General features: G+C 34.4%; 12 protein-coding genes and 1 other RNA gene. 8 read left to right on the top strand and 5 right to left on the bottom strand.

What is annotated here, in order from left to right; translation table 11 throughout:
• Positions 1-62 precede the first annotated feature (62 nt).
• From NJT12_RS12380 to NJT12_RS12365, 4 genes are all read left to right on the top strand, one after another.
• Positions 63-3,200 carry a SusC/RagA family TonB-linked outer membrane protein gene (locus NJT12_RS12380; protein WP_271336227.1) on the top strand — a complete coding sequence of 1,046 codons (3,138 nt, stop codon included), beginning with the start codon at positions 63-65 and terminating at the stop codon, positions 3,198-3,200.
• A 21-nt stretch (positions 3,201-3,221) separates the two neighbouring features.
• The gene (locus NJT12_RS12375) at positions 3,222-5,168 is read left to right on the top strand and encodes a RagB/SusD family nutrient uptake outer membrane protein (protein ID WP_271336226.1); all 1,947 of its coding nucleotides are present in this window, start codon (positions 3,222-3,224) and stop codon (positions 5,166-5,168) included.
• 384 nt (positions 5,169-5,552) lie between these two features.
• Positions 5,553-5,882, top strand: a complete 330-nt coding sequence (rhaM, locus tag NJT12_RS12370; protein ID WP_271336225.1) for an L-rhamnose mutarotase — start codon at positions 5,553-5,555, stop codon at positions 5,880-5,882.
• Positions 5,883-5,932: 50 nt separating this feature from the next.
• Positions 5,933-7,273 carry a glycoside hydrolase family 88/105 protein gene (locus NJT12_RS12365; RefSeq protein WP_271336224.1) on the top strand — a complete coding sequence of 447 codons (1,341 nt, stop codon included), beginning with the start codon at positions 5,933-5,935 and terminating at the stop codon, positions 7,271-7,273.
• 597 nt (positions 7,274-7,870) lie between these two features.
• Here the strand turns inward: NJT12_RS12365 and NJT12_RS12360 are convergent.
• Complete coding sequence (locus NJT12_RS12360) at positions 7,871-10,729, bottom strand: glycoside hydrolase family 2 protein (RefSeq protein ID WP_271336223.1); 2,859 nt, start codon at positions 10,727-10,729, stop codon at positions 7,871-7,873.
• Between the two features lie 21 nt (positions 10,730-10,750).
• Positions 10,751-12,115, bottom strand: coding sequence for a rhamnogalacturonan acetylesterase (locus NJT12_RS12355; RefSeq protein ID WP_271336222.1), 1,365 nt, complete (start codon positions 12,113-12,115; stop codon positions 10,751-10,753).
• A 645-nt stretch (positions 12,116-12,760) separates the two neighbouring features.
• On the opposite strand from NJT12_RS12355, the gene NJT12_RS12350 reads away from it, so the two are divergent.
• The 3 genes from NJT12_RS12350 to NJT12_RS12340 all read left to right on the top strand — a co-directional run bounded on the left by NJT12_RS12350 (position 12,761) and on the right by NJT12_RS12340 (position 21,604).
• Positions 12,761-14,380 (top strand): tetratricopeptide repeat protein, encoded by a 1,620-nt coding sequence (locus NJT12_RS12350; RefSeq protein ID WP_271336221.1) that lies wholly within the window; start codon positions 12,761-12,763, stop codon positions 14,378-14,380.
• Between the two features lie 386 nt (positions 14,381-14,766).
• Positions 14,767-20,898 (top strand): M4 family metallopeptidase, encoded by a 6,132-nt coding sequence (locus NJT12_RS12345; protein ID WP_271336220.1) that lies wholly within the window; start codon positions 14,767-14,769, stop codon positions 20,896-20,898.
• Positions 20,899-20,962: 64 nt separating this feature from the next.
• Positions 20,963-21,604: a porin family protein gene (locus tag NJT12_RS12340; RefSeq protein WP_271336219.1), complete on the top strand. Its 642-nt coding sequence runs from the start codon at positions 20,963-20,965 to the stop codon at positions 21,602-21,604.
• 142 nt (positions 21,605-21,746) lie between these two features.
• On the opposite strand, the gene ssrA is transcribed toward NJT12_RS12340, so the two are convergent.
• Together ssrA and NJT12_RS12330 are read right to left on the bottom strand one after the other, a co-directional pair.
• Positions 21,747-22,143, bottom strand: a transfer-messenger RNA (tmRNA) gene (gene ssrA / locus NJT12_RS12335).
• Between the two features lie 67 nt (positions 22,144-22,210).
• The gene (locus NJT12_RS12330; protein WP_271336282.1) at positions 22,211-23,413 is read right to left on the bottom strand and encodes a serine hydrolase domain-containing protein; all 1,203 of its coding nucleotides are present in this window, start codon (positions 23,411-23,413) and stop codon (positions 22,211-22,213) included.
• 240 nt (positions 23,414-23,653) lie between these two features.
• On the opposite strand from NJT12_RS12330, the gene NJT12_RS12325 reads away from it, so the two are divergent.
• Positions 23,654-24,856, top strand: a complete 1,203-nt coding sequence (locus NJT12_RS12325) for an NAD(P)-dependent oxidoreductase (protein ID WP_271336218.1) — start codon at positions 23,654-23,656, stop codon at positions 24,854-24,856.
• Between the two features lie 83 nt (positions 24,857-24,939).
• On the opposite strand, the gene NJT12_RS12320 is transcribed toward NJT12_RS12325, so the two are convergent.
• Positions 24,940-25,136 (bottom strand): hypothetical protein (locus NJT12_RS12320; RefSeq protein ID WP_271336217.1); only part of this gene is annotated, 197 nt, incomplete at its 5' end.

Raw genomic sequence — 25,136 nt, 5'->3', positions numbered from 1 at the left:
GTACGGAATTAACTTCTGTATAAATTTGAGTTAACTAATTAATTAACCAAATTTTAACTTTTATGAAAAACAAATTTCGCGTTCTGTTTTTGTTGGCTATGATAGCATTTTTTCATGCATCAGGTTATGCGCAGAGCAAAGTAGTTAAAGGTACTATTAAAGATGCTTCCGGACTACCAATTCCGGGTGTCAATGTACTTATTAAAGGAAGTCAGAATGGTGTTAGTACTGATCTGGACGGAAGTTATTCTCTCAATGCTTCTCCGGGAAATGTTCTTGTTTATAGTTTTATTGGCTTTAAAAAACAAGAAATTACCGTTGGAAATTCAAGCGTTTATAATATTGTTTTAAAAGAAGATGATAATTCTCTTGAGGAAGTGGTCGTTGTTGGATATGGTACAAAAAAGAAAAAAGACCTTACCGGATCCATTGTAAGTGTAACTGCAGAAGAAATTGCTTCCAGACCTGTAGTAAACGCAGTTCAGGCCATGCAGGGTAAAGCTGCAGGTGTAGATGTGTCGTCAACAGAACGACCAGGAACTGTTGGGAGTATAACCATTCGTGGAGCGCGTTCTATTTCGGCATCAAATGCGCCTCTTTATGTAGTTGATGGTATTCCATTAAACTCAAGATTAGTAACAGATGCATCGACAGGAAAAATTAGCGTTGATGCCAATTCAGGCGGAATAGATTTTTTAAATCCTACTGATATCGAAACAATCGATGTACTAAAAGATGCTTCGGCTACCGCAATATACGGTTCTCGTGGTGCCAATGGGGTTATTATTATAACAACAAAAAAAGGTAAAAACGGAAGGTTTACTTTGAATTATGATACTTCAATAGTAACAGAAACCATTCATGAAAATGCCCGAATGATGAACTCGGCAGAATATATCGATTTCCGCCGTTGGGGAAGATATTATTCTAATCCTGGCGCGTTTCCAAAAGGAGATGCTCCAACGATTGAAAATGATAAATTAATTTTCCTGGCTTCAGCAGATCCTTCTGCCTGGGCAAATATTGAAAAAGGCTGGACAGATGCAAACGGAAATATATCAGCCACTTTTGATGGTTCTAAAGTAGCTACCACAGATTGGAGCAAATTTGTTACCCGTACCGGAATTACCCAACAGCATACTATAGCTGTGAGTGGTGGTACTGAAAAAATGAAAGCCTACGGTTCATTTGGATATTTAAACAATACCGGAACTTTATTTGGACAGAGCTATGTGCGCTACAGCGGAACTGCCAATGTTGATATCACACCAACAAAATGGTTTCAGATGGGGGTTAGTCTTAATACAAGTTATGGTGTAAATGAATACGGACAATCAAACATAGGAAGAACTGCAGTAACAAGTTCTGGTGGAATATATGAAACATCCAGAACCAATCTTCCGTATGCCGTTCCTTATGATGCTAACGGAAACAGAATTGATAATCCGGGTGGGGATTCTACAATCAGGACTCCGGTTGATGAGTACAAATTGTCTCAGGATCAACGGGTAACATTGCGTGCTTTTGGTAGTTTATATGCGCAGTTTGATTTGGGAGGAATATCTTCTAAACTGACAGGTTTAAAATACCGTATTAATTTTGGTCCCGATATCACTTCGTATCGTGATGGTGTTTATTTAGATGGTAAATCAGCAATTCGCTCCGGAACCAGTTTTGCATCTTTAGCCAATGAAAAATCAATCTCATATACACTAGATAACTTGATTTTTTATAATAAAACTTACGGAAGACATAATTTTGGGGCAACCTTATTGATGAGCCAGACAGAATATCACAACGAAAATAGTTCAATGTCTGCCAATGATATAAAAAATCCGGCAAACAAATGGAATGCTCTAAATCCTGCTAATGTTACTCTTGCAGGATATTCGTCAGGTTTAACAAATACAGGTTTATTGTCCTACATGGGAAGAGTAAATTACAGTTTTGTTGACAAATATTTATTGACAGCATCAGGTCGTTTTGATGGCGCTTCTCAATTAGCATCAGAGAAAAGATGGGCATTTTTTCCAAGTACTTCTTTAGCATGGGTAGTGAACAAAGAAAAGTTTCTTGAAAATGTATCCTGGCTCAACCAGTTAAAAGTCAGGGTAGGTTACGGTGTCACAGGAAACGCTGCGGTACCAGCTTACGCTACTCAGCCACCGCTAATTGGAATCGTTTATCCAAACGGATCAGGTGTGGTAAATAATACCTCTTTAGGGAATTTAGATTTAGGATGGGAGCAAACGACACAACTTAACTATGGTATTGATTTCTCAATGTTTAACAATAGAATTTCAGGAGCTTTAGATTATTATACCAGTAAAACAACTGATTTATTATTAAAAAGCAGCGTTCCTACCGTTCTTGGTGTTAAAGATACCTATCAAAATATTGGTGAAACAGAGGGAAGCGGAGTAGAGCTTACCTTAAATACAGTAAACATAACGACTAAAAATTTTGAATGGACTTCCAGTTTTAGTGGTTCCTATCAACAAAGCAAAATTGTATCGTTGCAAAACGGAAAATTTGATGACATCAACAACAATTTATTTATTGGTGAATCTCAAAATGTAATTTATGGTTTTGCATCAAACGGAATTTGGAAACCTGAAGATGCGGCAGAAATGGCTAAATTCAATGCTGCTGCCGGTTCTAATATCTTTTCATTTGGTAATGCAAGACCAGTAGATCAAAATGGGGATTATAAAATTGATGCCAACAATGATCGTGTGATTATAGGTTCTAAAGACCCAAAATATATCGTAGGATTAACCAATACTTTTACTTACAAAAATGTAGAATTGTCTTTCTTTATTTATGGTCGTATGGGATATTTATATGATACTTTAGGAGAAAATGAAGGGGCAAAAGCAAGCCAGAGAGCAATTGATTATTACACCGATAATAATATAAATGCCGAATATCAAAAACCAATCTATTCTGCCGGTACCGGAGATCCTTATTTTCCTGTATTAGGATATCGTAATGGTTCATTTTTGAAAATGAGAAACATTTCTTTAGGATATCGTTTTGATAAAGAATTTGCACAAAAACTGGGGCTTACTAAGCTGAGACTCTATTGTCAGGCAACGAATCCGGGTATGATTTTCACTAAAGTGAAATGGACTGATTTGGATACACAGACCACAGCCTCAAACAGAGGTTTGACCTTAGGTTTAAATGTAGAATTCTAAATTAAATTAAAAAAAATCATTATGAAAAATTATAAAAAACGATATATCAGTTTGATGTTGATTGTTGCATTGGCTTTAGACAGTACCTCATGTAGTAAAGATTTTCTGGACGAAGAATTGACAACAGCTTACAGTAAAGAATATTACAAAACCGAAGCCGGAATTCAGGCCCTGGCCAATGGTACTTACTATCAGGTTTTTGCCGCAGAATTTTCAAGTGAAGTGCCATTAACAGCAACGGAATCAGGGACAGATGAATTTCATGCGGGAGGAGATCCATCCAACTGGATTTGGAATTCTTATTCATCGGGTTTTAAGGCTTTTGTAACCGTTTCGAATGCAAATACGGTGGCAGCAAATACCAATTGGGACAATTTGTACATTGGAATCGGAAATGCAAATCAATTAGTTGAAGCAGCTACAGAGATTGTTTCTACCAACGATGCCATAAAAAAAACAGCACTAGGAGAAGGATATTTTTTGAGAGCTTTTAATTATTTAAAACTGGTAAGTCAGTATGGTGGTGTTCCGTTAAATTTAAAAACCAGTTCTACCGTTCAATTAGAATTTAAAAGAGCCACACCGCAAGAAATTTTAACACAGGTAATTGCTGATTTTACCCAAGCCTATAATTTATTAAGCAATGCAGGTGCTCCGGCTAAAATTACAAAAGATGCTGCAGCACATTATTTAGCCAAAGCCTATTTAGCTCGTGCCAGCGAAATTAATGACAATTGGAATTCAGCTACAAAATTGACTGATTTACAGCAGGTAGTTGCCTTGTCTGATGAGGTAATTTCACGTCACCCATTGGCTGCAAATTTTGATAATTTATGGAATTATACAGTTGCTGATGGTGTAAATGAAAAACTTCCTGAATTAATTTTATCAGCTCAGTTTAATGCAAGTACTTTAACTACAGGAGGAAATCAACAGCATATACATTTTTTATCTACTTACGATCAACTACCTCAAATGAAACGTAACCTTGCAGGAGGAAGACCTTTCAGTCGTTTGGCACCCACTTATTTTGTTTATGATGTTTTTGATCAGGTAAACGATTCCCGTTTTTGGAAAAGTTTTCAAACAAAAAGTATTATCAATAATAAGTCAGGAAATTATTATGTCAATGGAGATCTTGGGATAATGTACATTGTCAACAAGGCAAGTGATACACGATTTGCCAAAACTAAAAATAATGATGCAATAGTATATTCAAAAACTGGAAAAACAATTCCAAGCGTATATGTAGCTTACGCAGCAGACAAAGTTGGCTTAATGGCAGATGTAAGATTTCCGTCTTTAAGTAAACATCTTGATGGTAACAGAATAGATTTGAGTAACACAAAAGGATCACGTGACATGATATTGGCACGTTCTGCCGAAACCTATTTGATGGCTGCTGAAGCAAAAGTAAAATTGGCAAAAATAGGATCTGCATCATTTGCTGATGCGCTGCCATACATTAACACAGTTCGTACTCGTGCTTCATATAAAACAGGAGAAAATCGTGCAGCGTATGTTGATGGTTGTGCCGCATGGACGGTTTCAGGTCAGGCTGGAATCCCAATTTCATATATTCCTGAAAATTCTTATTATGAATCTAATAATATTGCCGTTTCAACCACAGCAACAAGCTTAGCAATTAATAGTATTGGAGCTTTGCCTTTAGAAGATATGGCTGTAATTGCAAAATTAGGGTATGGAAGTGATTATGACCGAATGTTGTGTTTAATTCTAAATGAACGCACAAGAGAACTTGTTGGAGAGTTTCATCGTTGGGAAGATTTGAGCAGAACCAAAACTTTAATAGCGAGAGCAAGAGCTTATAATATTGAAGCGGCGGCTAATATTCAGGATTTTCATCTCCTGAGACCAATTCCGCAAACGTTTCTGGATGGTGTTTATTCTAGTGGGAAACCATTAACACCAGAGGAAAAAGGCGCAATGCAAAATCCAGGCTATTAACAGTATGTTTTTTTATTAGAAACCGTCTCAATCGTTTTGAGACGGATTCTTTTTTAATTGCCAGAATTCTTTAATAAATAAGAAAGCACAGGATGCGAATAAGGAATTAGTGTTTTAAATTTAAAATTTGATTAACTGATTTTTTTAAGTGTAACATATTGATTTGTAATAGTTACAAAAAAGGAACTAAATAAATAATCGATTCATTAATATTGAATAAAATAAATAAAGCGACCTAATCAATTTGAAAAAACAAACAAAATTGAATACCAAAAGCAACCTACAATACTTCGTGTTAATCGTACAGTTTGCTTTTCTGGCTGCCTGTTTTAGTACAAAGTAATGTAGAAAAAGAAATAGCACACCAATCTAAAACAGTAAAAGATGCAAAATAATACAATCCTTCGGAATGCTTTCAAAATGAAACTAAAACCAGGTTTTGAAGCAGAATATAAAAAAAGGCACGATGAAATCTGGCCAGAATTAGCAACCTTGCTTTCAGACACAGGAGTACAGGATTACAGTATTTTTCTGGACGAAGAAACACTGACGCTTTTTGCTGTACAAAAAACAAGTGCTGATTTTGATGAAAAATTGCTGCCAAATCATCCTGTTGTAAAAAAATGGTGGGCTTATATGAGAGATATAATGGAAACAAATCCTGATAATTCGCCAGTTGCCATTGTATTGAAAGAAGTTTTTCATTTAGAGTAATAATAAAAATGATTGAAGATTCAATTTCACTTTACTAAAACCAACTAACAATGAATTATAAACCAACCAAAATCATAACATTAGTTACCTTAGGATTATGCACTATGGTAAATGCCCAGAAAACCGATGCCACTGCACCACTTCATTTATTGCAGCCGGATTATCCAACGCCGTATGTCATTCCTCAAAAAGAAAATATAAAAGTAGTTTTAGACAAGGTTTATCATTTTTTAGATAAAAATTCAGCTTCTGTGATCGTAGATGCAAACACTAAAGCCGTAATTACGGATTATAAAAAAAGCAATCAGGATATCATTTTCGAACCCGGCGCTTTTAGATTGACCAGTTACGAATGGGGAGTAACCTATGCAGGAATGCTTTTGGCAGCAAAAGCTACAGGCGAAAAATATTTTGCAGATTACTCCAACAAAAGAATACAGCTAATAGCAGATGTCGTCGCTAATTATAGTGCAAAAAATATCAAAGATGCCGGTATGGTTAAAACCCTGCATCCTGAAGCTTTAGATGATGCAGGTGCCCTTTGTGCTGCATTTATCAAAGCCAAAAAAGAAGGACTAAAAGCAAATATAGATCCCTTGGTCTACAATTATATCGACTTTATCAGTAATAAACAGTTCCGACTAAAAGACGGAACATTAGCAAGAAACAGACCGCAGGATAATACGCTTTGGTTAGACGATATGTTTATGAGTGTTCCTGCACTGGCACAAATGGGAAGTTACACCGGAAATGTAAAATACTTTGACGATGCTGTAAAACAAGCCAATCAGTTTTCTGAGCGAATGTTTAATAACCAGAAAGGGATTTATATGCACGGCTGGGTCGAGTCTATGCAAATTCATCCTCAATTTCATTGGGCAAGGGCAAATGGCTGGGCGGTCATGACAATGGTCGAATTATTAGAAGTTTTGCCTAAAAATCATCCCGGGTATCCTCAGGTTTTATCACAACTGCAAAAGCATATTGCCGGATTAATGCAGTATCAGGACGGAACAGGTTTTTGGCACCAGTTATTAGATCGAAATGATTCTTATTTAGAAACCTCGGCAACAGCTATTTATACCTATTCAATTGCCAGAGCCATTAATCGCGGTTATGTCGATAAAATGACTTATGCTCCCGCTGTACTGTTGGCTTGGAATGCTGTGGCTTCAAAAGTAAATGAAAAAGGCCAGGTAGAAGGAACCTGCGTTGGAACCGGAATGGCATTTGATCCCGCATTTTATTACCATCGTCCCGTAAATGTTTTCGCAGCTCACGGTTACGGTCCCGTTTTATTGGCCGGATCAGAAGTAATCTTGCTTCTCAATGAAAGTCAATTCGAAATAAACGACAGCTCGATACAATTAAAAAGTAAAAGGAAAAAATAATCTGCTTAAATAAAAACAAAGATAATCTGTGACTTCACCTGATTAATTGAAAAAACAGGTAATATAAAAAACTTTGTGCCTTAGCACCTTAGTGGCAATTTTAGTAATTTTTATTTCACGCAGAGACACAAAGGCACAAAGTTTTTTTTAAGTTGAATTTAAAATTTGGCTACAGCCAATCATTAAACTATTTTCTCCAGCTAAGGCAGGCTATTTATTTAAAAACTTTGTGCCTTAGTATCTTAGCGGCAATTTTAGTGATTTTTATTTCACGCAAAGACACGAAGGCGCAAAGTTTTTTTTTAACGTTGAACTTAAAATTTGGTTAAAGCAAATCATTAGATTGTTTTTTCTCCAGCTAAAGCAGGCTATTCATTAAAAACTTTGCGTCTTTGCGCCTTTGCGTGATTAATTGATAAAGTATATAAAAAAAACTTTGCGTCTTTTCGAAATCAACAACCAAAATAAAATCCAGCTTTGTGATCTTTCACATCAAAGAGATATTTTTTTTAACTTAGTGCTTTCTGCGAAAAATCTTTGTGTTCTCTGCGGTTAAACTCTCATTTCAACCTGAAACAAGAAAAACTTGAAACTTTTTTAGTTGTTTCTAAAATCAAACCACAAATTCATTTTAATGCCGTCATCTCCGCTTTTGATTCGAATATTCGTTGGCTGACTTTGCGGTCCTTGCTGTTCCAGAGGTTTAAAATCCCTCATAGCCGGAATTTCATACATAAAAGAGATATCACCTTCCGGAAATGCAGGCTGCGGATAACTTCCGGGGAAACTGTTTTTAGGTAAATCCGGTGTAAATAATCTCAGGAATAAATTATCAGATTCGCTGAATACTTTAAACGATGAAGCGCCGGCTTTTAGATTTGCTCCCAATAAATTGGCGTGATATCCTTTGAATTCAGGATAAATCAAATTTTCGAAACTTTCGCCTGTAATCGTATTGTTATACTCTTTTTCCCAAACACCATAAGTAGTCCCTTTGATTCTGTTTTTCCAAACATGGTACGGACCTCTTCCAAACCATTTGATACCTGTAACTTCTTTTTCAGGAAAACTAAAGGTGATACCAAACGAGTTGATTTTATCTTCAAAAAAAGCACCGTCAAAACCTTCACCGCCCGAAGCATTTTTCAAAGCAATTAATTCCATTTTAAATCTTCCATCCGGTTCCATAACCCATTTTATAGAAGATAATCCGCCAGAATAATTGACGTTACAAACCGCTTTATCACCTTCTTGCGAAAGCTGGATATCCTTTAGTTTGGCTTTCATTCCAATAGGGCGGGGACCATTAGTAATCGGAATTACATTTTTCGCATTTTTAACAGACGAAATTTCCCCCGTTGCAGCATCAAAAGTAACTGTAACATCATTTCCTTTTAGGGTAATTTCATTTTCCATTTTTGTTCCCGATGCTTTTGCTTTTGTGTTTTGAACCGCTAAAAACTTTTCAGCATAAAATTTAGCTTTATGAATAGGCCATGTCCAGGTATAAATTTCTTTATTAAACGGGTCAAAAGCAGAGATCGATAAAATATCACCTTCTGCAAAATTAGTAGGAACTGCAAACTGAATTTTGCGTGTTTCTCCCGGATCAATACTCGGAATTTCAATTTTTCCGGAACTTATTTCTTTAGGAATTCCATTCGTATAAAGCACATCATTATGAGATTTTAATACTTTAAATTCCATTTTGCAGGAATTCAAATTGCTAAAGAGATAATCGTTTTTAATTAAAAAAGATCCGTCAAAAGCAGGAGTGACCTGTTTAGGCTGAAACTGAATGGGCGCCCAAACCTCTTTTACCGTATAATAACTTCCTTCCCTCTCCCGATGAGGTCCCAGAATTCCATCAGCAGCAAGCGAACCTTTCGAGTCAAATTTCACATCCCCCGTCCAATCAGAGCGTTTTACGGCCTCGTCCAGCATTGCCCACATAAATCCTCCGGCAAACAAGGGACTTTCTTTATAGCGATTCCAGAAATCTTCCAGCGCCGCACCGTGTCCGTTATCATAAGTTCCGTGCATAAATTCAGTTGGGAAAAACACATTTTCTCCCGCATTAAAACGGTGCATTCCCGTTAAGTAAGTAGGATAATGATGCGTGTCCCAGCCATTAAAATCTGCCCAGGGATGAATCACAATCCTTTTTTGAGGATCATTGGCTTCAAAAACTTTATCAACATCATAATTCCACCCGCCTTCATTACCATTATCCCAAATAATGACCGAGGGATGGTTAACATCACGCGTCACCATTTCTGTTACTAATTTTGTTCCCGTTTCAGTATCATAAGAATTTTGCCAGCCCGCCAATTCATTTAAAACAAAAAGACCCAATGAATCACAAACTGCCAGAAAGTGATCGTCCGGAGGATAATGCCCTCGAACCGCATTCATATTCATATCCTTTAATAATTTACCATCTAATTCGCTGATACGTTTACTTGTACTTCTGCCGCCTTCAGGCCAGAACGAATGGCGATTAATACCCTTCATTATGATTTTCGTACCATTTACGTAGATTCCATCTTGCTTTTTGAACTCTAAAGTTCTAAAACCAATTCTTTTATTATATTCATGAATTACAGTTCCGTTTTGTTTCAAAACCAATTCCAGTTCATATAAATTAGGCGTCTCCGGATTCCACGGTTTAATATTTTTCCATTGTGCTGCAATAGCTGCTGAGGTACTTTTTGCTTTAATTGGAAAAGTAAAAGTTTGAAAATTTTCTCCATTCAAACCTTTTAGAGAAGCTTCTAAAGTAGTATTCTTTTGAATGTTTTTTAAATTCATATCAACCGTAATAGATCCGTCCATTTTAGGATTTACAGCAATATTCCGGATATGGGTTTTAGGAGCCACCTCCAGCCAGACCGGACGGTAAATACCACCAAAAAGCCACCAGTCAGCCCTTCTTTCAGCAGCATTTACAGATTTATTGGCAGAATGTTTCCAGACATGAACCTCCAGAATATTTTTAGCACCAAATTTTAATAAAGACGAAATATCATATTTAAACTCATAAAAACCCCCCTGATGAATTGTTCCGGCTAGTTTTCCGTTTATTTTTACCTCAGTATCCGTCATCGCACCGCCAAAAGCAATCAGAACGTCTTTGTCTTTATAAGATGCCGGAACTTCAAATTCATATTTATACAAACCCTCTTCCTTGCTTGGTTCTTTCTGATTGAGTTCTTTGTACCAGCGTCCATACGTATATTCGCCAAAACCTTCGAGTTCCCATTGCGACGGAACATTTATTTTAGACCAGATTTTACTGTTATTTCCGCCTGTGCAATAAAAATCCCATTGTACAGGATGTTCAAAATCTTTTCCTGAAAGATAGATTTTGTCCGTTTGCTGCGCCGTGCCGTTTTGTATTATAAAAATGGTAAACGCGGCAATAGTTAGATTTTGAATTGTGTTTTTGAGCATCATAGAGATAGAATTCTTTGATGGTTAGTTGCCATCTGGTTTACTAATTTCAAAACGGTCACTCATAGGAAGTGTCCAGCTCGAAATAAAATTGGGTTGCTTTGGATTGTATTTTGGTATTTCTTCTTTGATTTGTTTTTTTACCGGAATGTCAAGTTCACGAATGCCTTTAAGAACGCAAAGTGCAATTTCGTTGGCACCAAAACTATTAAAATGCGTATTGTCATCCAGCGCCTTTTCCTGTCCCGGAAAAGCGTGGGCAGGATATTGCACAAAAGCTTTTCGCGAAGTTTCATCGCCCCAGGCTTCATATAATTCCGTTGTCATTTTTGTAATATCGATAAGAGCAATATTATTTTTTTGTGCTACAGTCCTCATCGCGTCAGGAAACTCGCCGTGTGTTTCTTTCAAAGTACCATTTTCATTAAAGAACCGGCGTTGTGTGGGCGTTACCAAAATAGCAATTGCCCCTTTGTCCCTTGCAGATTGCGCAAATTCTGTCAATAGAACCGAATAGGATTCCCAAGGACCATTTCCTGGACCTTTTATTTTTTCGTCATTATGTCCAAATTCCACAAACAAATAATCCCCTTTTTTGATTTTCGAAAGTATCTTTTTTAAACGATTACCCGCTTTAAACGAACTCAACGCTGCACCTGAATAAGCATAATTGGCAACAACAACACTATCATCAAAATAGTTCGTAATAAATTGTCCCCACGAAGCCCAAGGTTCTACATCCTGATCCGTAACCGTTGAATCTCCGGCCAGATAAACAACTGTTAAGTTATTTTTTAGAGTGATTTTGATACTTTGAACAGCAACTTCTCCTAAAAATTCAAGAGTGAGTTTGTCATCCCAATCAAAAATATCTTTTTCCCTGTCTTTGAGTATAACATTGAGATTATCACTTATTTTAGGATTTCTGATATTAACATTAAACGTTTTTGTCACCTGTTTCCCTTTTTGTATAGAAAGCTGATCAATCATTAATCGTCGGGATTCTGCTTTTATAGTAACATTCGAGGGTTTGTCAGCATTTCCTATAACGACCTCAATTTGATAATTTCCTTCAGGAAGTTGAACTGAAAAATATGTTGGTCTAGCTATGGAAAAAGAGGTTGAATTAATTTTTACATTCGAAGAAGTATTAAAATCAAAACCATATCCTAGTTTTGAATCATAAATCAAAGCATTTTTGATTATCGTTCCTTTGGAAGATTTTTGCAAAGAACCAAACTGGAACTGTACTGATTTTGTGTTTTTAATGCTATCAGCTGCATTTACTTTTAATACTTTTTTTAGCTGCTTTAAATGCTCACTTGAATGTACAGCAAATAGAAAAGCCGGCATAAACACAAAAAATAATAATGTTCTGATTTTTACCAATTTAGTGAGATTTAATTGATTTTATTTTCAAATCTAAAGCATCAATCTTGATATAGTATCCTGTACTATGATGTTAAAAAAGTAATTTTTATTTTTTAAGGTTAATATTTATTATGGATTTAATAATTGTTAAATGTGTTTTTATATGATGTGTTTTAGGGGTTTATTTTTGTTTTTGAACTTGCTTTGTTGCAATAATCTTTGTCTTTTGATGAAATAATGAGAATTATAAAGGATAGTACAGGACAGTTTTCTTTCTTACATTCGATTATTTTACAAAAATAAATGATTCGAAATAGTCTGAAATTATTTAAAGAGTGATTCGGTATTAAAATTGTCCGAATTATTAAAATGAAATTATATTGCCTGATGATATTATAAATTTCTGAATATCAAAAGGCTTTTAAAAATAAGTTGTTTAAGTTTTTATAAGTTTGTTTAAAACAAAAGTGGTTTTTTGTAATCTAACGTTTGATAGTTTTCAAGCGTTAGATTTTTTTTTAGAATTCTTCAACGAGTACTTTTTTTTATCATAATTAATAATTTAAAAAATATCATAAAATATTGACTTTATAATTAATATTTTGTATTATTATTCTTATTTATTTGTTTAAATTTGAAATTCTCATTTAGAATTTCAATATGATGACACGATTATTTTTCTCATTCTTTCTTATTCTTTCTTTTAATATTTATTCTCAATCTTCGACAGAGGAATTGATCGATCGTTTAAATGGTATTAATGATCATCAGAAAAAAGTAGCAATGTGCCGAAAAATTGCGTTGGAATTACAAAATTCAGATTGGGATCGCGCTATAAAATACATAGAATTAGCTGAAGCTGAGGCAAAAAAAACAAAAGAACCAGAACAAAATCTGGCTTATGTATATATTACGGCAGGAAAAATGTATGCTTCGAAAGATGTTTTGGATATTGCATTGCAATATTATTTGCAAGCCTATGAAATCTATAAAAACAGCGATAATATTGAGGAAGTTGCAAAATTAGAAAACAACCTCGCTATTATTTATGCGCAGGGAAAAAACAAAGAAAAGGTACTGCAATATTTTTTTAATGTATATCGCTATCAAAAGTCTAAAAAAGATCCTGTTAAGCTTGTAAAGATTTTAAACAATATTGGAACCATTTATCTGGATAAAAATCTGGACTCATCGCTGTATTATTATCAGAAAGCACATTTAATAAATAAGACCCTAAAAGATGATGCTTTAAAAGTATACGTTTTTACAAATTTGGCACGTACTTATGCCTTGAAAAAAGATAATACACAAGCTGATTATTATTATGATAAAGCTTTTATTTTATTGAGTAAACCAGTTAGCAATTCGATACAAGCCTTTGTCTATGAGTCTTTTTCTGAATATAAGTTAAAAGAAAAAGACTATGATGCCGTTATTGTAAATGCAAAAAAGGCATTAGAATTATGTGACGACAATGAATATACTTTTTCAGGTTTAAATCTTAATAAAATGCTTTATCAGGTATACATAAGTAAAGCAGATTACAAAAATGCAGTTCATTACTTTCAGAAATACAATGCAATTGGTGATAGTATAAATGTCGAGGAAAAGGCTGTAAATCTTGAAAGAATAAAGTTAGAGCAGGATTACAAAGTTCACACACAAATAAAAAGCCTTCTTGAACAAAAGAAACTATTTAAGTATTTTTTGATTGGATTGATATTAGTTGTTGTCATGCTGATTCTAATTATTTTACTAATCAGATACCGAAACGAGAATAGTAGAAATCAACTAAAAAAAGAGAAATCAAAAACTAAGATGCAGGTATTAAAGCAAGACCTGAAAGCTAAGAATATGGTTCTGGTAGGAAAAGCAATGTCGGAAATACATCGTACAGATGGTATTAATGAAATTTTGACAGATCTTAAAAAGATAAAACTCAAAACCGTTAACAAAGAATTACAACAAGCTATTGATATTGTTTTAAAACGTCTCGAAAAGAATTTGAATACTGATATCTGGAAAGAATTTGAAATAAGTTTTGAACAGGTTCATAAATCTTTTTTCGACAAATTAAAGGCAGATCATCCTTCTCTGACTCCAAAAGACCGCAGATTATGTGCTCTTTTATATTTGGATTTAACGACAAAAGAAATTTGTCAAATTACAGGACAATCCTTTAAAGCAATCGAAAATGCCCGAACAAGACTTCGTAAAAAGTTTGATCTGACAAATGAAAAAGTAAATCTCTCTACTTATCTAAATACGTTTCGACCTGATTAAAAATAATACATCTTTTAGTGTAATGGTTTGGTTTCGTTTTGCTTATGTTTTTTTGAGTGTTTTTGGGGTGATATTTTTCTGCGGGAGAGTGTTTTTGTAATAGTCCTTTTTTTCAAAAACAGATCCTTCCTTTCTACATTTACTTAACTGGTTCAAATAAATTACGATGATGAAAAAAAATCTCATCAAAGTTTAAAGCAACTTTCCGAAAAAACAAATAAAGAGAAACCCCTTTTTTAAAATCCTGAAAAAACAACAAAAAAGAAATTCAGAAAATCAAACCCAAATTGATTTTCCGAAAATGCTTTTATGGGTCTGTTATGCATCCTTTTAAGCGCAATGATTATTGACCAGATTAACTATAGTATTAATTTAAATTTAAAGAAATGAATCAAATTTACTTAAAAACCAAGTATTTGTTTGTTTTGTTAAGTCTCTTTGCCTGTTCCGTAGGAATGGCTCAGTCTCCTTATCAAAACATAAAAAAAGATGGTGTAAAAACGGCAGTAGAATCTCCTGACGCAGCAAAAGAACAAGTCTATAAAAAAAATAATGAATCAGATGCTGCAAAAGCTAATGATACCAATGATCCCTTTATTCAAAAAGAAGAGATTATAAAAGGTAAAGAACTTTCTGCCGAAGAAAGTGAAGCTATTAAGAAACAAATAGAAGAAAGTCAAAAATTGTTTGTACAAAAAGGAACGAATACTATTGAGAAAACAAGCTCGCAGGATTCCGTAAGTACAAAGGTAAGATCGTTTTCTAAATCTTCGAGTTTGACTGCAAAAAATATATTTGAAGTTAAAAAAGGTGATTTCGATTTATCTGCATCAGATAAAATGCAGTTAAAATCAATTTCTGATAATCATGGCAGAACGTTGGCCACTTATCAGCAAATGCATAACTCTGTTCCTGTTGAAGGCGCCATTTATAAGGTTAGAGAAAATAAAACTAAGATTGATGCATTTGGGTCTACGGCTAAGAAATTAGCAGTAAGCAGCAATTATAAAATAAATGCAGCCACAGCTTTAGAGTATGCGCTTAAAACAGTAATTGCTACCCAATATATTTGGGAAAGTAAAAAATTAGGCGCTGTGGTTAATAAAAGTCTCAGTACAAAACCAAAAGGCGAATTGGTATATGTTGGACCTAATTTCTCTTCTGAGCTTAAGGAATATTACCTCGCCTGGAAATACGATATTTTTGCCACGAATCCGCAATCCAGTCAGACAATCTACGTCGATGCAAATACAGGTAAAATTGTACTTACCATCGATCTAAACCGTGATGCCAGCTATGCGGGACAAAGTCAGGGTAGAGGTAAATCAAGATATTCCGGAGAAGTAGTTTTTAATACCAAACAATATGCTGACGGATACAGATTAGAAGCACTGCAAGGAAAATACAATGTGCCAATTTATACCTGGAATATGAATCACGCAAATAATGCTTCAGATGAGGTGGTGACGGATTTTATTGATGAAGATAATATTTGGAATGAATTGTATAATAAAGATCATGATGAAGTGGCCATTGATATTCATTGGGGCATGCAAAAAACAATAGACTATTTTGCGGAAAAATTTAACCGAAATAGTGTCGATAATAAAGGAATGGAAATTATTGGTCTGGCACATTTAGGAACAAATGTCGAAAACGCTTCGTGGACAGGAGGATGGGCACAATTTGGAGATGGTAATGGTACTCCTTATGTTGGTTTAGGAATTACAGCACATGAACTAACTCATGCCGTAACGCAATTTTCAGCAGGGCTAATTTATCGTGGAGAATCTGGTGCTATGAATGAATCTTTCAGTGATATCTTTGGGGTGTCAGTAGAATTTTATGTTGGAAAAAATAAAAAAGAAGACATCTGGATGCTGGGCAGTGAATTGTATCCGCATGGGAGTATGCGAAATATGGCTAACCCAAAAGCTCAAAGTCAGCCAGATACCTACGGAGGAAAAAATTGGGTAAATCCCGCAGATATTAGTTATGATAACGGAGGTGTACATTATAACAGCGGAATTACAAATTACTGGTTTTACCTTTTGAGTGAAGGTGGTCAGGGCGTAAATGACCTTAATAACAGTTATGATATTAAGGCTATTGGTATGGCCAAAGCTGAAAAAATTGCCTATATAACCCTTACGGAATATTTATCTCCTTCTTCAAATTTTAGTGATATGCGTCAGGCAACTTTAATGGTGACAGAAGATTTATACGGATTAGGATCTGAGGAATATAAACAAGTTACAAATGCCTGGTATGCTATTGGTGTAGGACTTGCGTATGCAGATAAACAAATATCAATTGTTTCGATTGAAAAACCTTCTGTTATTTGTGGACCATTAAAAGGGGATGAACCTTTTTTGGTTAAAATTAAAAATACAGGATCAACTGTAATTACAGCAAAAGGAGCTTTAAATTATAAATTGAGATTAATGGTGCCAGCTCCGGGTGGTAAGTTTACTTCTCTTTATACTAATGATGGTACTATTAGTTTTGCTAATGATTTGAGAGTAGGGGAAGAAACGACTATAAAAATTCAGGAAACACTTCCTTATTTAATAAGTTTAACTACAGTAAATTATGTAGAAGTAAAACTCGATTTCGAGCCTGTTAAAGAGTTTGGCGCAAAAGATGGAGTTTCTTTTGTTTCAGATTTAATTGTTTCCCCAGGGCAACAAGATTTTGATATTAAACTTGTAGAATTGAATCTTCCGGCGTATACGGGCGAAGCATTATCAGCAAATCATCCATTAGCAGTTACGCTCTATAATTTAGGCTGTCAGGATATTCCGGTTGGGGCTCAGTTAAAAATAGGATATCTAAATATGCTTCCCGGAAATCAAACTGTCTGGAAAGACATTACGCTGAATACTACTTTTAAAATGAGTTCAGAAATGACCATTCCTTTTGATAGTACTATAGATTTATCCGGAGCTGGCCTGCATACCTATCAATCTTTTGTAACCTACAGTCAGGATCCGGTAATAAGTAATAACACTACCGTAAATGCTGTATACAATGGGGTTGTAGATCAATTTCCGTACACAATGGATTTTGAAGGTACACCTGGTGGCTGGTTTTCAGAGTCATTAATTACCAATCAAAAATTTATATGGCAGCTTTCTACTTATTCATTTAGAGATACTAAATCAAAATACTTATGGGCGAGTATAAATCTGGGTACTACTGAAAGAATAGTTCCAAATGCTGATTTTACATTAGAATCACCAATATTCGATTTTACAAACATTGCATTTCCATATGTAGAGTTCGATATGATTTACATGTTTACTAGAGGTTATGATGGGGTTATTGTCGAATATTCTGAAGATAAAGGACAAAACTGGAAAAAAGTTACAGGTATTGATTATCCTGAAACAATACATTATAATAATTTAGTTTCAGGACCATGGTTTACAGGTATCAGTAATGATCTAAAGAAAAAACCAATGGGAATGCTTTTAAATGAACTTGCGGGTAAAAAAGCGGCTATTCGTTTCAGAGTAGTTAAGAATAACAATACCAGTAATTTTTTAGGAGCCTTTGTAGACAATATTCGCGTTAGTAATGCGCCTTATGATTTAGGAATTGTAACTGCCGAATTAGATGCTGGGGGGTGTACTATTAATAATGATAATGTAACAATAAAGACTAAGATCATCAATAATTTCTCAACCACAGGAGAGCAGGTTAATGTTACAGTAAAGATTCTTGATAATGCAAAAAATGAAGTCTTTTCAAAAACTGAAAAAGTAGCATTAGTATTTACTAAATATAGAGATACCATAACATATTCTATTCCAAATATTAATTTAAAAAGTATAGGAGAGAATACAATTACGGTTTCTGTTTTTCCTGATGATATGACTCAGGATATTAAACCAGAAAATAATTCATTCACATTTAGTTACGATAACTGGAACAATGAAGACATGAAAGTTTCTGTACTTCCATACTTAATGGATTTTGAAGATGTAAGTAAATTTAAAGGATGGAGAACTTCAGAAAATAAAGATGCTGCAGGTTGGAAACACGGATTAAATACAGATTTACGTTCTCCAGGCTGGTATGTTACAGAACATACACATTTTATGGCAAGTAATGATGATAAATGCAATTGTGACTCATCAAATGATATGTTGATCTCTCCTGTATTTGATTTGACTAATTATAAAGAAGCACATTTATCATTTGATGGTTTTGGAGATGGAAAAAGACTTTCAGATGGATACGTAAAAGTAAGCACAGATGAAGGGAAAACCTGGGAAACAGTGTTTAAAATGCCTTATATCACAAATTGGATAGAATATCATGTAAATTTAAGTTCTTATGCAGGGAAATCTTGTGTTCTTGTGGCTTTTCAACATGATGATAATGGTTTGTTTGCCAATGGTTTTGCAGTAGATAATATTAGGATTAAGGAGACAGCAGATTATTTAAAACTATCTAATATAAGTGTTGCCGAAAATGTTTATGAAGATGCACCTTCGCACGAATTTTTTGTAAGTGCAAAGAATTCATCTTATAATAACATTAATAAAGTTACGATCGAGTATCAAATTACCCAAAATGGCACAGCCGTGGGTGAACCAATTGCACTAGAAAGAATAGGTCAGTTATTGCAATATCAAACCATTGTTTATAAAATTGATGGTATTCCACAATTAGCAGCAGGAAAGTACGAAATTAATGTAAAACTAATTGCAGACGGACAACCAAAAGAACTGGCAGAAAGCCTGACAGGAACTTTTCAGGTTATTGCAAAAGCACCAAACTTAGGTATTGAAACCTTTTCAAATGTAGCTCAGGGTTCATTATTTGGAGCAAAAGGATTTGTTTCAACTCAAAGTGACAGAGATTTTCCATGGAAAGCTGTTGTTAAACCTGATAATAAATACTTATTTATTCCAGTTACGGATCATACGGGAGATAGTGCTGCAACGATGCTTTACCATTCACTGGAAAATGGTTCTACATATGGACAATTAATCTTTCCTGTATATAAATTATCTGAAAATGCAACCGCTATGGAGTTTTATTATGCAATTGAAAGTAATGTCAATAGCGATTTTACTGTAGATATTAAAACCATAGGAGGGGAATGGACTGAAATATGGAAAATTAGTAAACAGGGAAGTTATATAAACAAAGAATGGCAAAGAGGAGTAATTAACGTAAGTAAATACAAAGGACAATCGATAATGTTGCGATTTAGACATTCATTGACAACAGGCTATTCTTATATGGTAGTAGACGATTTAAAAGCAATTACCGATCCTATTGTAGATGTATCACTACAAATATTGTCACCAAAAGATGTTTGTGGCGGATCTGGAGTAAAAGTTAAATTGACTAATGAAGGACAAGTTGCGATTAAGGCAAATGCAATTCAATTAGATTTAGAATATATCAACACTCATGAGGCTATTTCAGAACTAGTTGAAGCAGAAATTCCCGTTGGCGAAAGCATAGAGTATACTTTCAAAAAACAGCCAAAACTTGATACAAGCGGTGACTCTCATGTTTTTAGTGTAATTGCAAAATTGGAAAATGATGTTATTCCGCAAAACAATGAGATAAAAAACTATATATATCACGAAGTATCATCAGATTTTAAAATATTTGACAGTCCAGTAATTCATGGATATGCAGGTAAAGATTTGTATATAAATGCTGAAACTAATTTTAATGTGAATAAATTAGAAGTTCTGTCATATAAATGGAGTACAGGAGATACTGCCAATGGTATTTCGATTAATAAAGCTGGCGATTATACAGTAACAATCGTGATGAGAAATGGATGCATACTTACGGAAACGATAACTGTAACATTTGATACTTTTGAATCTGAATTGGCAAGTGGCGTAATTTGCGGTCCCGAGGTTGTTTTGTCTCCCGGAAACTATAAATATTACGAATGGTTTGATAATTCAACAGAACCAATTTACACTACAACAGAAAGTGGAGATTATTATGTAACTGTTTATAATGAAAATGGTATTGGTAAGATTTTAAACACTACAATTTCAATTCTTGAAAATAATATCATACCGGAAATTCAGGTTATTGGCGATAAAAAATTAACAGCATCGGCAGATGCTATTTCGTACCAATGGTTCCTAAATGAAAGACCTATACAAAATGCAACTGAAAAATCTATAATGACAATTTGGGAAGGAAATTATAGTCTTCAGGTAATTAATAATAATGGATGTAATAGTATTTCTGCACCATTTGATTCAAAAGGTATGCTTGTTGGAAAAATAACAAATCCTTTTAGGGTATTCCCAAATCCGGCGGTTGATAATGTAAATATTTTCCTGGCAGATAAAGGAGAAGGACAGGCAAAAATCAATATATACGCAATAGATGGTAAAGCAATATCGAGTAAAACTTATGCAACTATGCCATCCGGCTTAAATGTCAGCGGATTAAGTCCCGGAGTTTATGTTTTGGAGTGTAATGTTCAAGGCAAGAAATATACTGCCAAGATTATTAAAAAATAATAATATAAAAGAAGAATGGTCGCTTTCAAAAATTGAGAGCTGCCATTCTTAAAACAAAAATGATATGAAAAAATATATGCTAATGTTATGCACACTCTTTTTAGGATTGCCTGTGATGGCACAATCTCAAAAAGTTAGATTAGGTGTAAAAGCAGGTTTAAATATTTCCAGCCTTGCTTTTGACGAAAGTGAATTGGATTCATCAGGCAAAACGGGATTTACCGCCGGAATTATGGTTGAAATTCCGATGGCGAAAAATTTTTCGCTTCAACCGGAGTTATTGTACAGCCAACAAGGGGGAAAAGTGTCCTTTTCTGATCAGGATGTAACAAATTCGAGTTACAAAAGCACTATTAAGCTGAACTACTTAAATATTCCGGTAATGTTGAAATATTATGTTATGAAAGGATTAAGTGTGCAGGCTGGACCTCAAATAGGAATACTTCTTAAGGCTGACAATAAATATCAGGATAATTTTTTGGGATATGAAAATCATGAAAGTTTTAATTTAAAAAAGTATTCATCCGATATAGATACTTCTGTAAATTTTGGATTGGGATATCAGTTTAAAGATAAATTTTATACAGATGTAAGGTATAATATCTCATATTCTAATGTTTTTAAAGATGGCGATGCCAATTATTTCATTGATAATGACATGAAGAATAGAACTTTTCAAATTACGATTGGCTATTTTTTTAAATAGAGTTAGTGTTATTTAAGCCTTTCTAAAAAGCCACTCTTAAAAAGAGTGGTTTTTTTTGATTTCAGTTTCTGCTAAGAGTTTATTTATAATAATGTTATTATAAATAAAAAAAAGCCTGTAAACAATAAGTTTACAGGCTTTTTTGTGGAGTCGCCGGGAATCGAACCCGGGTCCAAACAAGCAACTAAAGAGCTTTCTACACGTTTATTTCCTGATTGGATTTTCGTTGTTGAGCTAGGTCAGGAACAACCACTCAACACTTATCTTCTTAATTTCGATCTCCACCCGAAGCTCATGGAAATCTAGGTTTATTTTTACGGTTCTCCTGGACTGACCGCCACAAACCAAGGCTTTCAAGGAGAATCCAGCTTCCCTATCTGATAGGGACGTGGCTTAATCTTACTATAATTCGGATTATGCAGCTAAAGCGTAGTTATTTTCGCCGTGTAAAATTGTAAGATCTTATATTTACGAGCAAGGTCTCAATGCTCGACGTGCTTACTTTCCAATTCGACTTGCTGTCAAAACCAGTCGACCCCAAAAATTAGTTTGCAAATTTATACTATTTGAAGTTAGTTTTGTAATAAATTTTGCAGAAAAATAATATTATTCTTCATCTTTAAAATTAAACGGATAATCACCAAAAATTGGAGCCAGTTTACGAACTGCATAAGTGTTTCTCGTCATTTTATTTGATAAAGCAATTATGGTAACATTTTCTTTTTGTAACGGAATATATGATGAGGTATTTCCGTGCCACCAACCGTTATGAAAGTAATAATTCTGTCCTGAATCCCAATTGATCATTCTAATTCCTAAACCGTAATTTTTTGTGCCTTTTCTCTCATTACTATAACCCGTATAAACTTGTTTTAAAAGTTCTGGTTTCAGAAAATCCGGAGCATTTCTCGCTCTGTCAAACTTTAGTAAATCACGTGGAGTAGAGTAGATGTTTTTATCACCATAAACACAATCCAGATAATCAAAACCAATTTCTACACCATTACCTTTATAAGAAGGAACAATTGTTTTTCTGTCTTTTTCATTATCTAAAACAAAAGTATTGGACATTCCTAAAGGTTTAAAAACCATTTGAGTCATGGCTTCTTTGTAAGTCAGTCCGGTTATTTTCTCTATGATAAGAGCAAGCATTGCATAATTCGTATTACAGTAACTAAAACGTGTTCCTGTTTTTGATTCCAGGCCAATATCTTTAGTTGCCAGAATATTAAGAATATCTTTATTCGTTAATTGATTATGTCTGTCCCAAACTGATTTATCGCGATCTGTAAAATAAGCATAATTACGCATTCCACTACGATGGCTAAGCAGCATTCGTATTGTACAATCCGGGTACGGGAAAGTCTTTAGTATCGTATTTACTTTTTGATCCAAATCAAGTTTACCTGCATTTACCAATTTCAAAACAGCAGTTGCTGTTAAAACTTTACTTACTGATGCAATATGCAACGGAGTATCGGCTGTAATTGTTGTGCCTTCATTTTTGTTGGCATAACCATTATATCTTTCAAAAATAATTTGACCATTTCTGGCTACCAAAAATCCGCCATTCATAGAATTGTTTGGCCAGTTTTTATTATAAAAGTGATTTATCCTTCCGGTTACTGAATTTATATAAGCTTGCGTAAGTCGTTTTTCAGGACCTAAAGACTTCATCTTAGGTAAGGTGTCTTCTATTGTAACCTCTTCTTTATTTGTTGTGTTTTTATCTTTCCCACATGACCCTAAAACTAAAATTAGGAAAAGTATTTGTGGTATATTTGTCTTTTTAAGGAAGCTCATTTTCATCATTCTTTAAAAACAAATATATAGAATTCAATATTTATGTTTTGCCAATTTTGTGTAACCAAAAAGGTAGTTTTAACAAAAAATTAAGATTTTGTTTAATTAGTTGTTTGTTAGTCAGCTTTTAACAGTTTGCGAACATTCTAAATTGATTTTTAACAACAAAACTTTAACTAAATTTGTTATATTTGAAACAAAATGAGTTCAAAAAGTTATATTAATAATTATTTTAATCTGCTATAAATGAAATTTGGAATTATTAAGGAAAGAAAAAATCCGCCTGACAGACGTGTTGTATTTTCGCCAAGCGAACTCGTAAAACTGAAACAAACTTATAATGAAGCTATCGTTGAGGTAGAAAGTTCAGATATTAGGATTTTTACGGATGTTCAATATCAAAGTATGGGAATTACTGTTACGGATGATGTTTCTAATTGTGATGTTTTATTTGGAGTAAAAGAAGTTCCTGTTGAAAATTTAATCCCGGAAAAAGCATATTTCTTTTTTTCTCATACAATAAAGAAGCAGCCTTATAATCAGAAATTGTTAAAAGCAATTTTAGAGAAAAACATTGATCTATATGATCATGAAACTATTGTTGATGATCAAAATCGCCGTTTAATTGGTTTTGGAAGGTATGCCGGAATGGTTGGTGTTTATAACGGAATTCGCGCTTTTGGAATAAAATTTGAATTATTTAAATTACCAAAAGCAGAAACTCTTTCAGGAAAAGATGCACTTATCATGCATTTGAAACGTATTAATTTACCCGCATTAAAATTTGTGCTTACCGGAACCGGAAAAGTGGGGAACGGAGCAAAAGAAATTTTGGACGCTATTAAAGTAAAAGAAATTACAGTTGAGAATTACTTAACTAAAAATTATACACAACCAGTTTACATTCAGTTAGATGTTTTAGAGTATAATAAACGCACTGATGGAAAGGTTTTGGATTTTCAGGATTTCGTTGCGCATCCTGATGAATATGTTTCAGATTTTGAAAAGTTTACTAAAGTTTCGGATATCTATTTCGCAGGACATTTTTATGGGGCTGGTGCTCCGATGATTTTAACGAAAGAAATGCTGAATGCGAGTGACTGCAAATTAAAAGTTGTTGCTGATATATCTTGTGATGTAAAAGGACCAATTGCATGTACTTTGCGTTCGTCTACAATCGAAGAACCTATTTATGGATACTTTCCTTTAGAAGATAGAGAAGTAGAGGTGTTTCATCCTGCAGCTGTTGTCGTTATGGCAGTTGATAATTTGCCATGCGAAATTCCAAAAGACGCCAGCGAAGGTTTTGGCGAACAATTTATGGAACACGTAATTCCTGCCTTTTTTAATGGAGATAAAGACGGAATACTGCAGCGTGCAAAAATAACGGAGAAAGGAAAATTAACCGAAAGATTTAGCTATTTACAGGATTATGTAGACGGGAAATAAGGAGGTTTCAGTCGCGGTCTCAGTTTTTAGTTTTCATTTTTGAGGGCGGGTAAATTTTGTCAAAGCTGTAGGTTTTAATAAGGTTAATAAAAAAGGCAGAAAACTAAATAGTTTTCTGCCTTTTTTATTAGTGGCGACTGCGACTGCGACTGCGACTGCGACTGCGACTGCGACTGCGACTGCGACTGCGACTGCGACTGCGACTGCGACTGCGACTGCGACTGCGACTGCGACTGCGACTGCGACTGCGACTGCGACTGCGACTGCGACTGCGACTGCG

The organism is Flavobacterium azizsancarii, from assembly GCF_027980145.1.
In the GTDB taxonomy this organism is placed as follows: Bacteria; Bacteroidota; Bacteroidia; order Flavobacteriales; family Flavobacteriaceae; genus Flavobacterium; species Flavobacterium azizsancarii.
This window is presented reverse-complemented; position numbering and strand designations above follow the sequence as displayed.

Excerpts from the sequence above, each read along its gene's own strand:
- NJT12_RS12340 (WP_271336219.1), top strand. The coding sequence starts at position 20,963 with ATGAAAAAATATATGCTAATGTTATGCACACTCTTTTTAGGATTGCCT.
- NJT12_RS12365 (WP_271336224.1), top strand. The coding sequence starts at position 5,933 with ATGAATTATAAACCAACCAAAATCATAACATTAGTTACCTTAGGATTA.
- NJT12_RS12325 (WP_271336218.1), top strand. The coding sequence starts at position 23,654 with ATGAAATTTGGAATTATTAAGGAAAGAAAAAATCCGCCTGACAGACGT.
- NJT12_RS12360 (WP_271336223.1), bottom strand. The coding sequence starts at position 10,729 with ATGATGCTCAAAAACACAATTCAAAATCTAACTATTGCCGCGTTTACC.
- NJT12_RS12345 (WP_271336220.1), top strand. The coding sequence starts at position 14,767 with ATGAATCAAATTTACTTAAAAACCAAGTATTTGTTTGTTTTGTTAAGT.
- NJT12_RS12330 (WP_271336282.1), bottom strand. The coding sequence starts at position 23,413 with ATGAAAATGAGCTTCCTTAAAAAGACAAATATACCACAAATACTTTTC.
- rhaM (WP_271336225.1), top strand. The coding sequence starts at position 5,553 with ATGCAAAATAATACAATCCTTCGGAATGCTTTCAAAATGAAACTAAAA.
- NJT12_RS12350 (WP_271336221.1), top strand. The coding sequence starts at position 12,761 with ATGACACGATTATTTTTCTCATTCTTTCTTATTCTTTCTTTTAATATT.
- NJT12_RS12375 (WP_271336226.1), top strand. The coding sequence starts at position 3,222 with ATGAAAAATTATAAAAAACGATATATCAGTTTGATGTTGATTGTTGCA.
- NJT12_RS12380 (WP_271336227.1), top strand. The coding sequence starts at position 63 with ATGAAAAACAAATTTCGCGTTCTGTTTTTGTTGGCTATGATAGCATTT.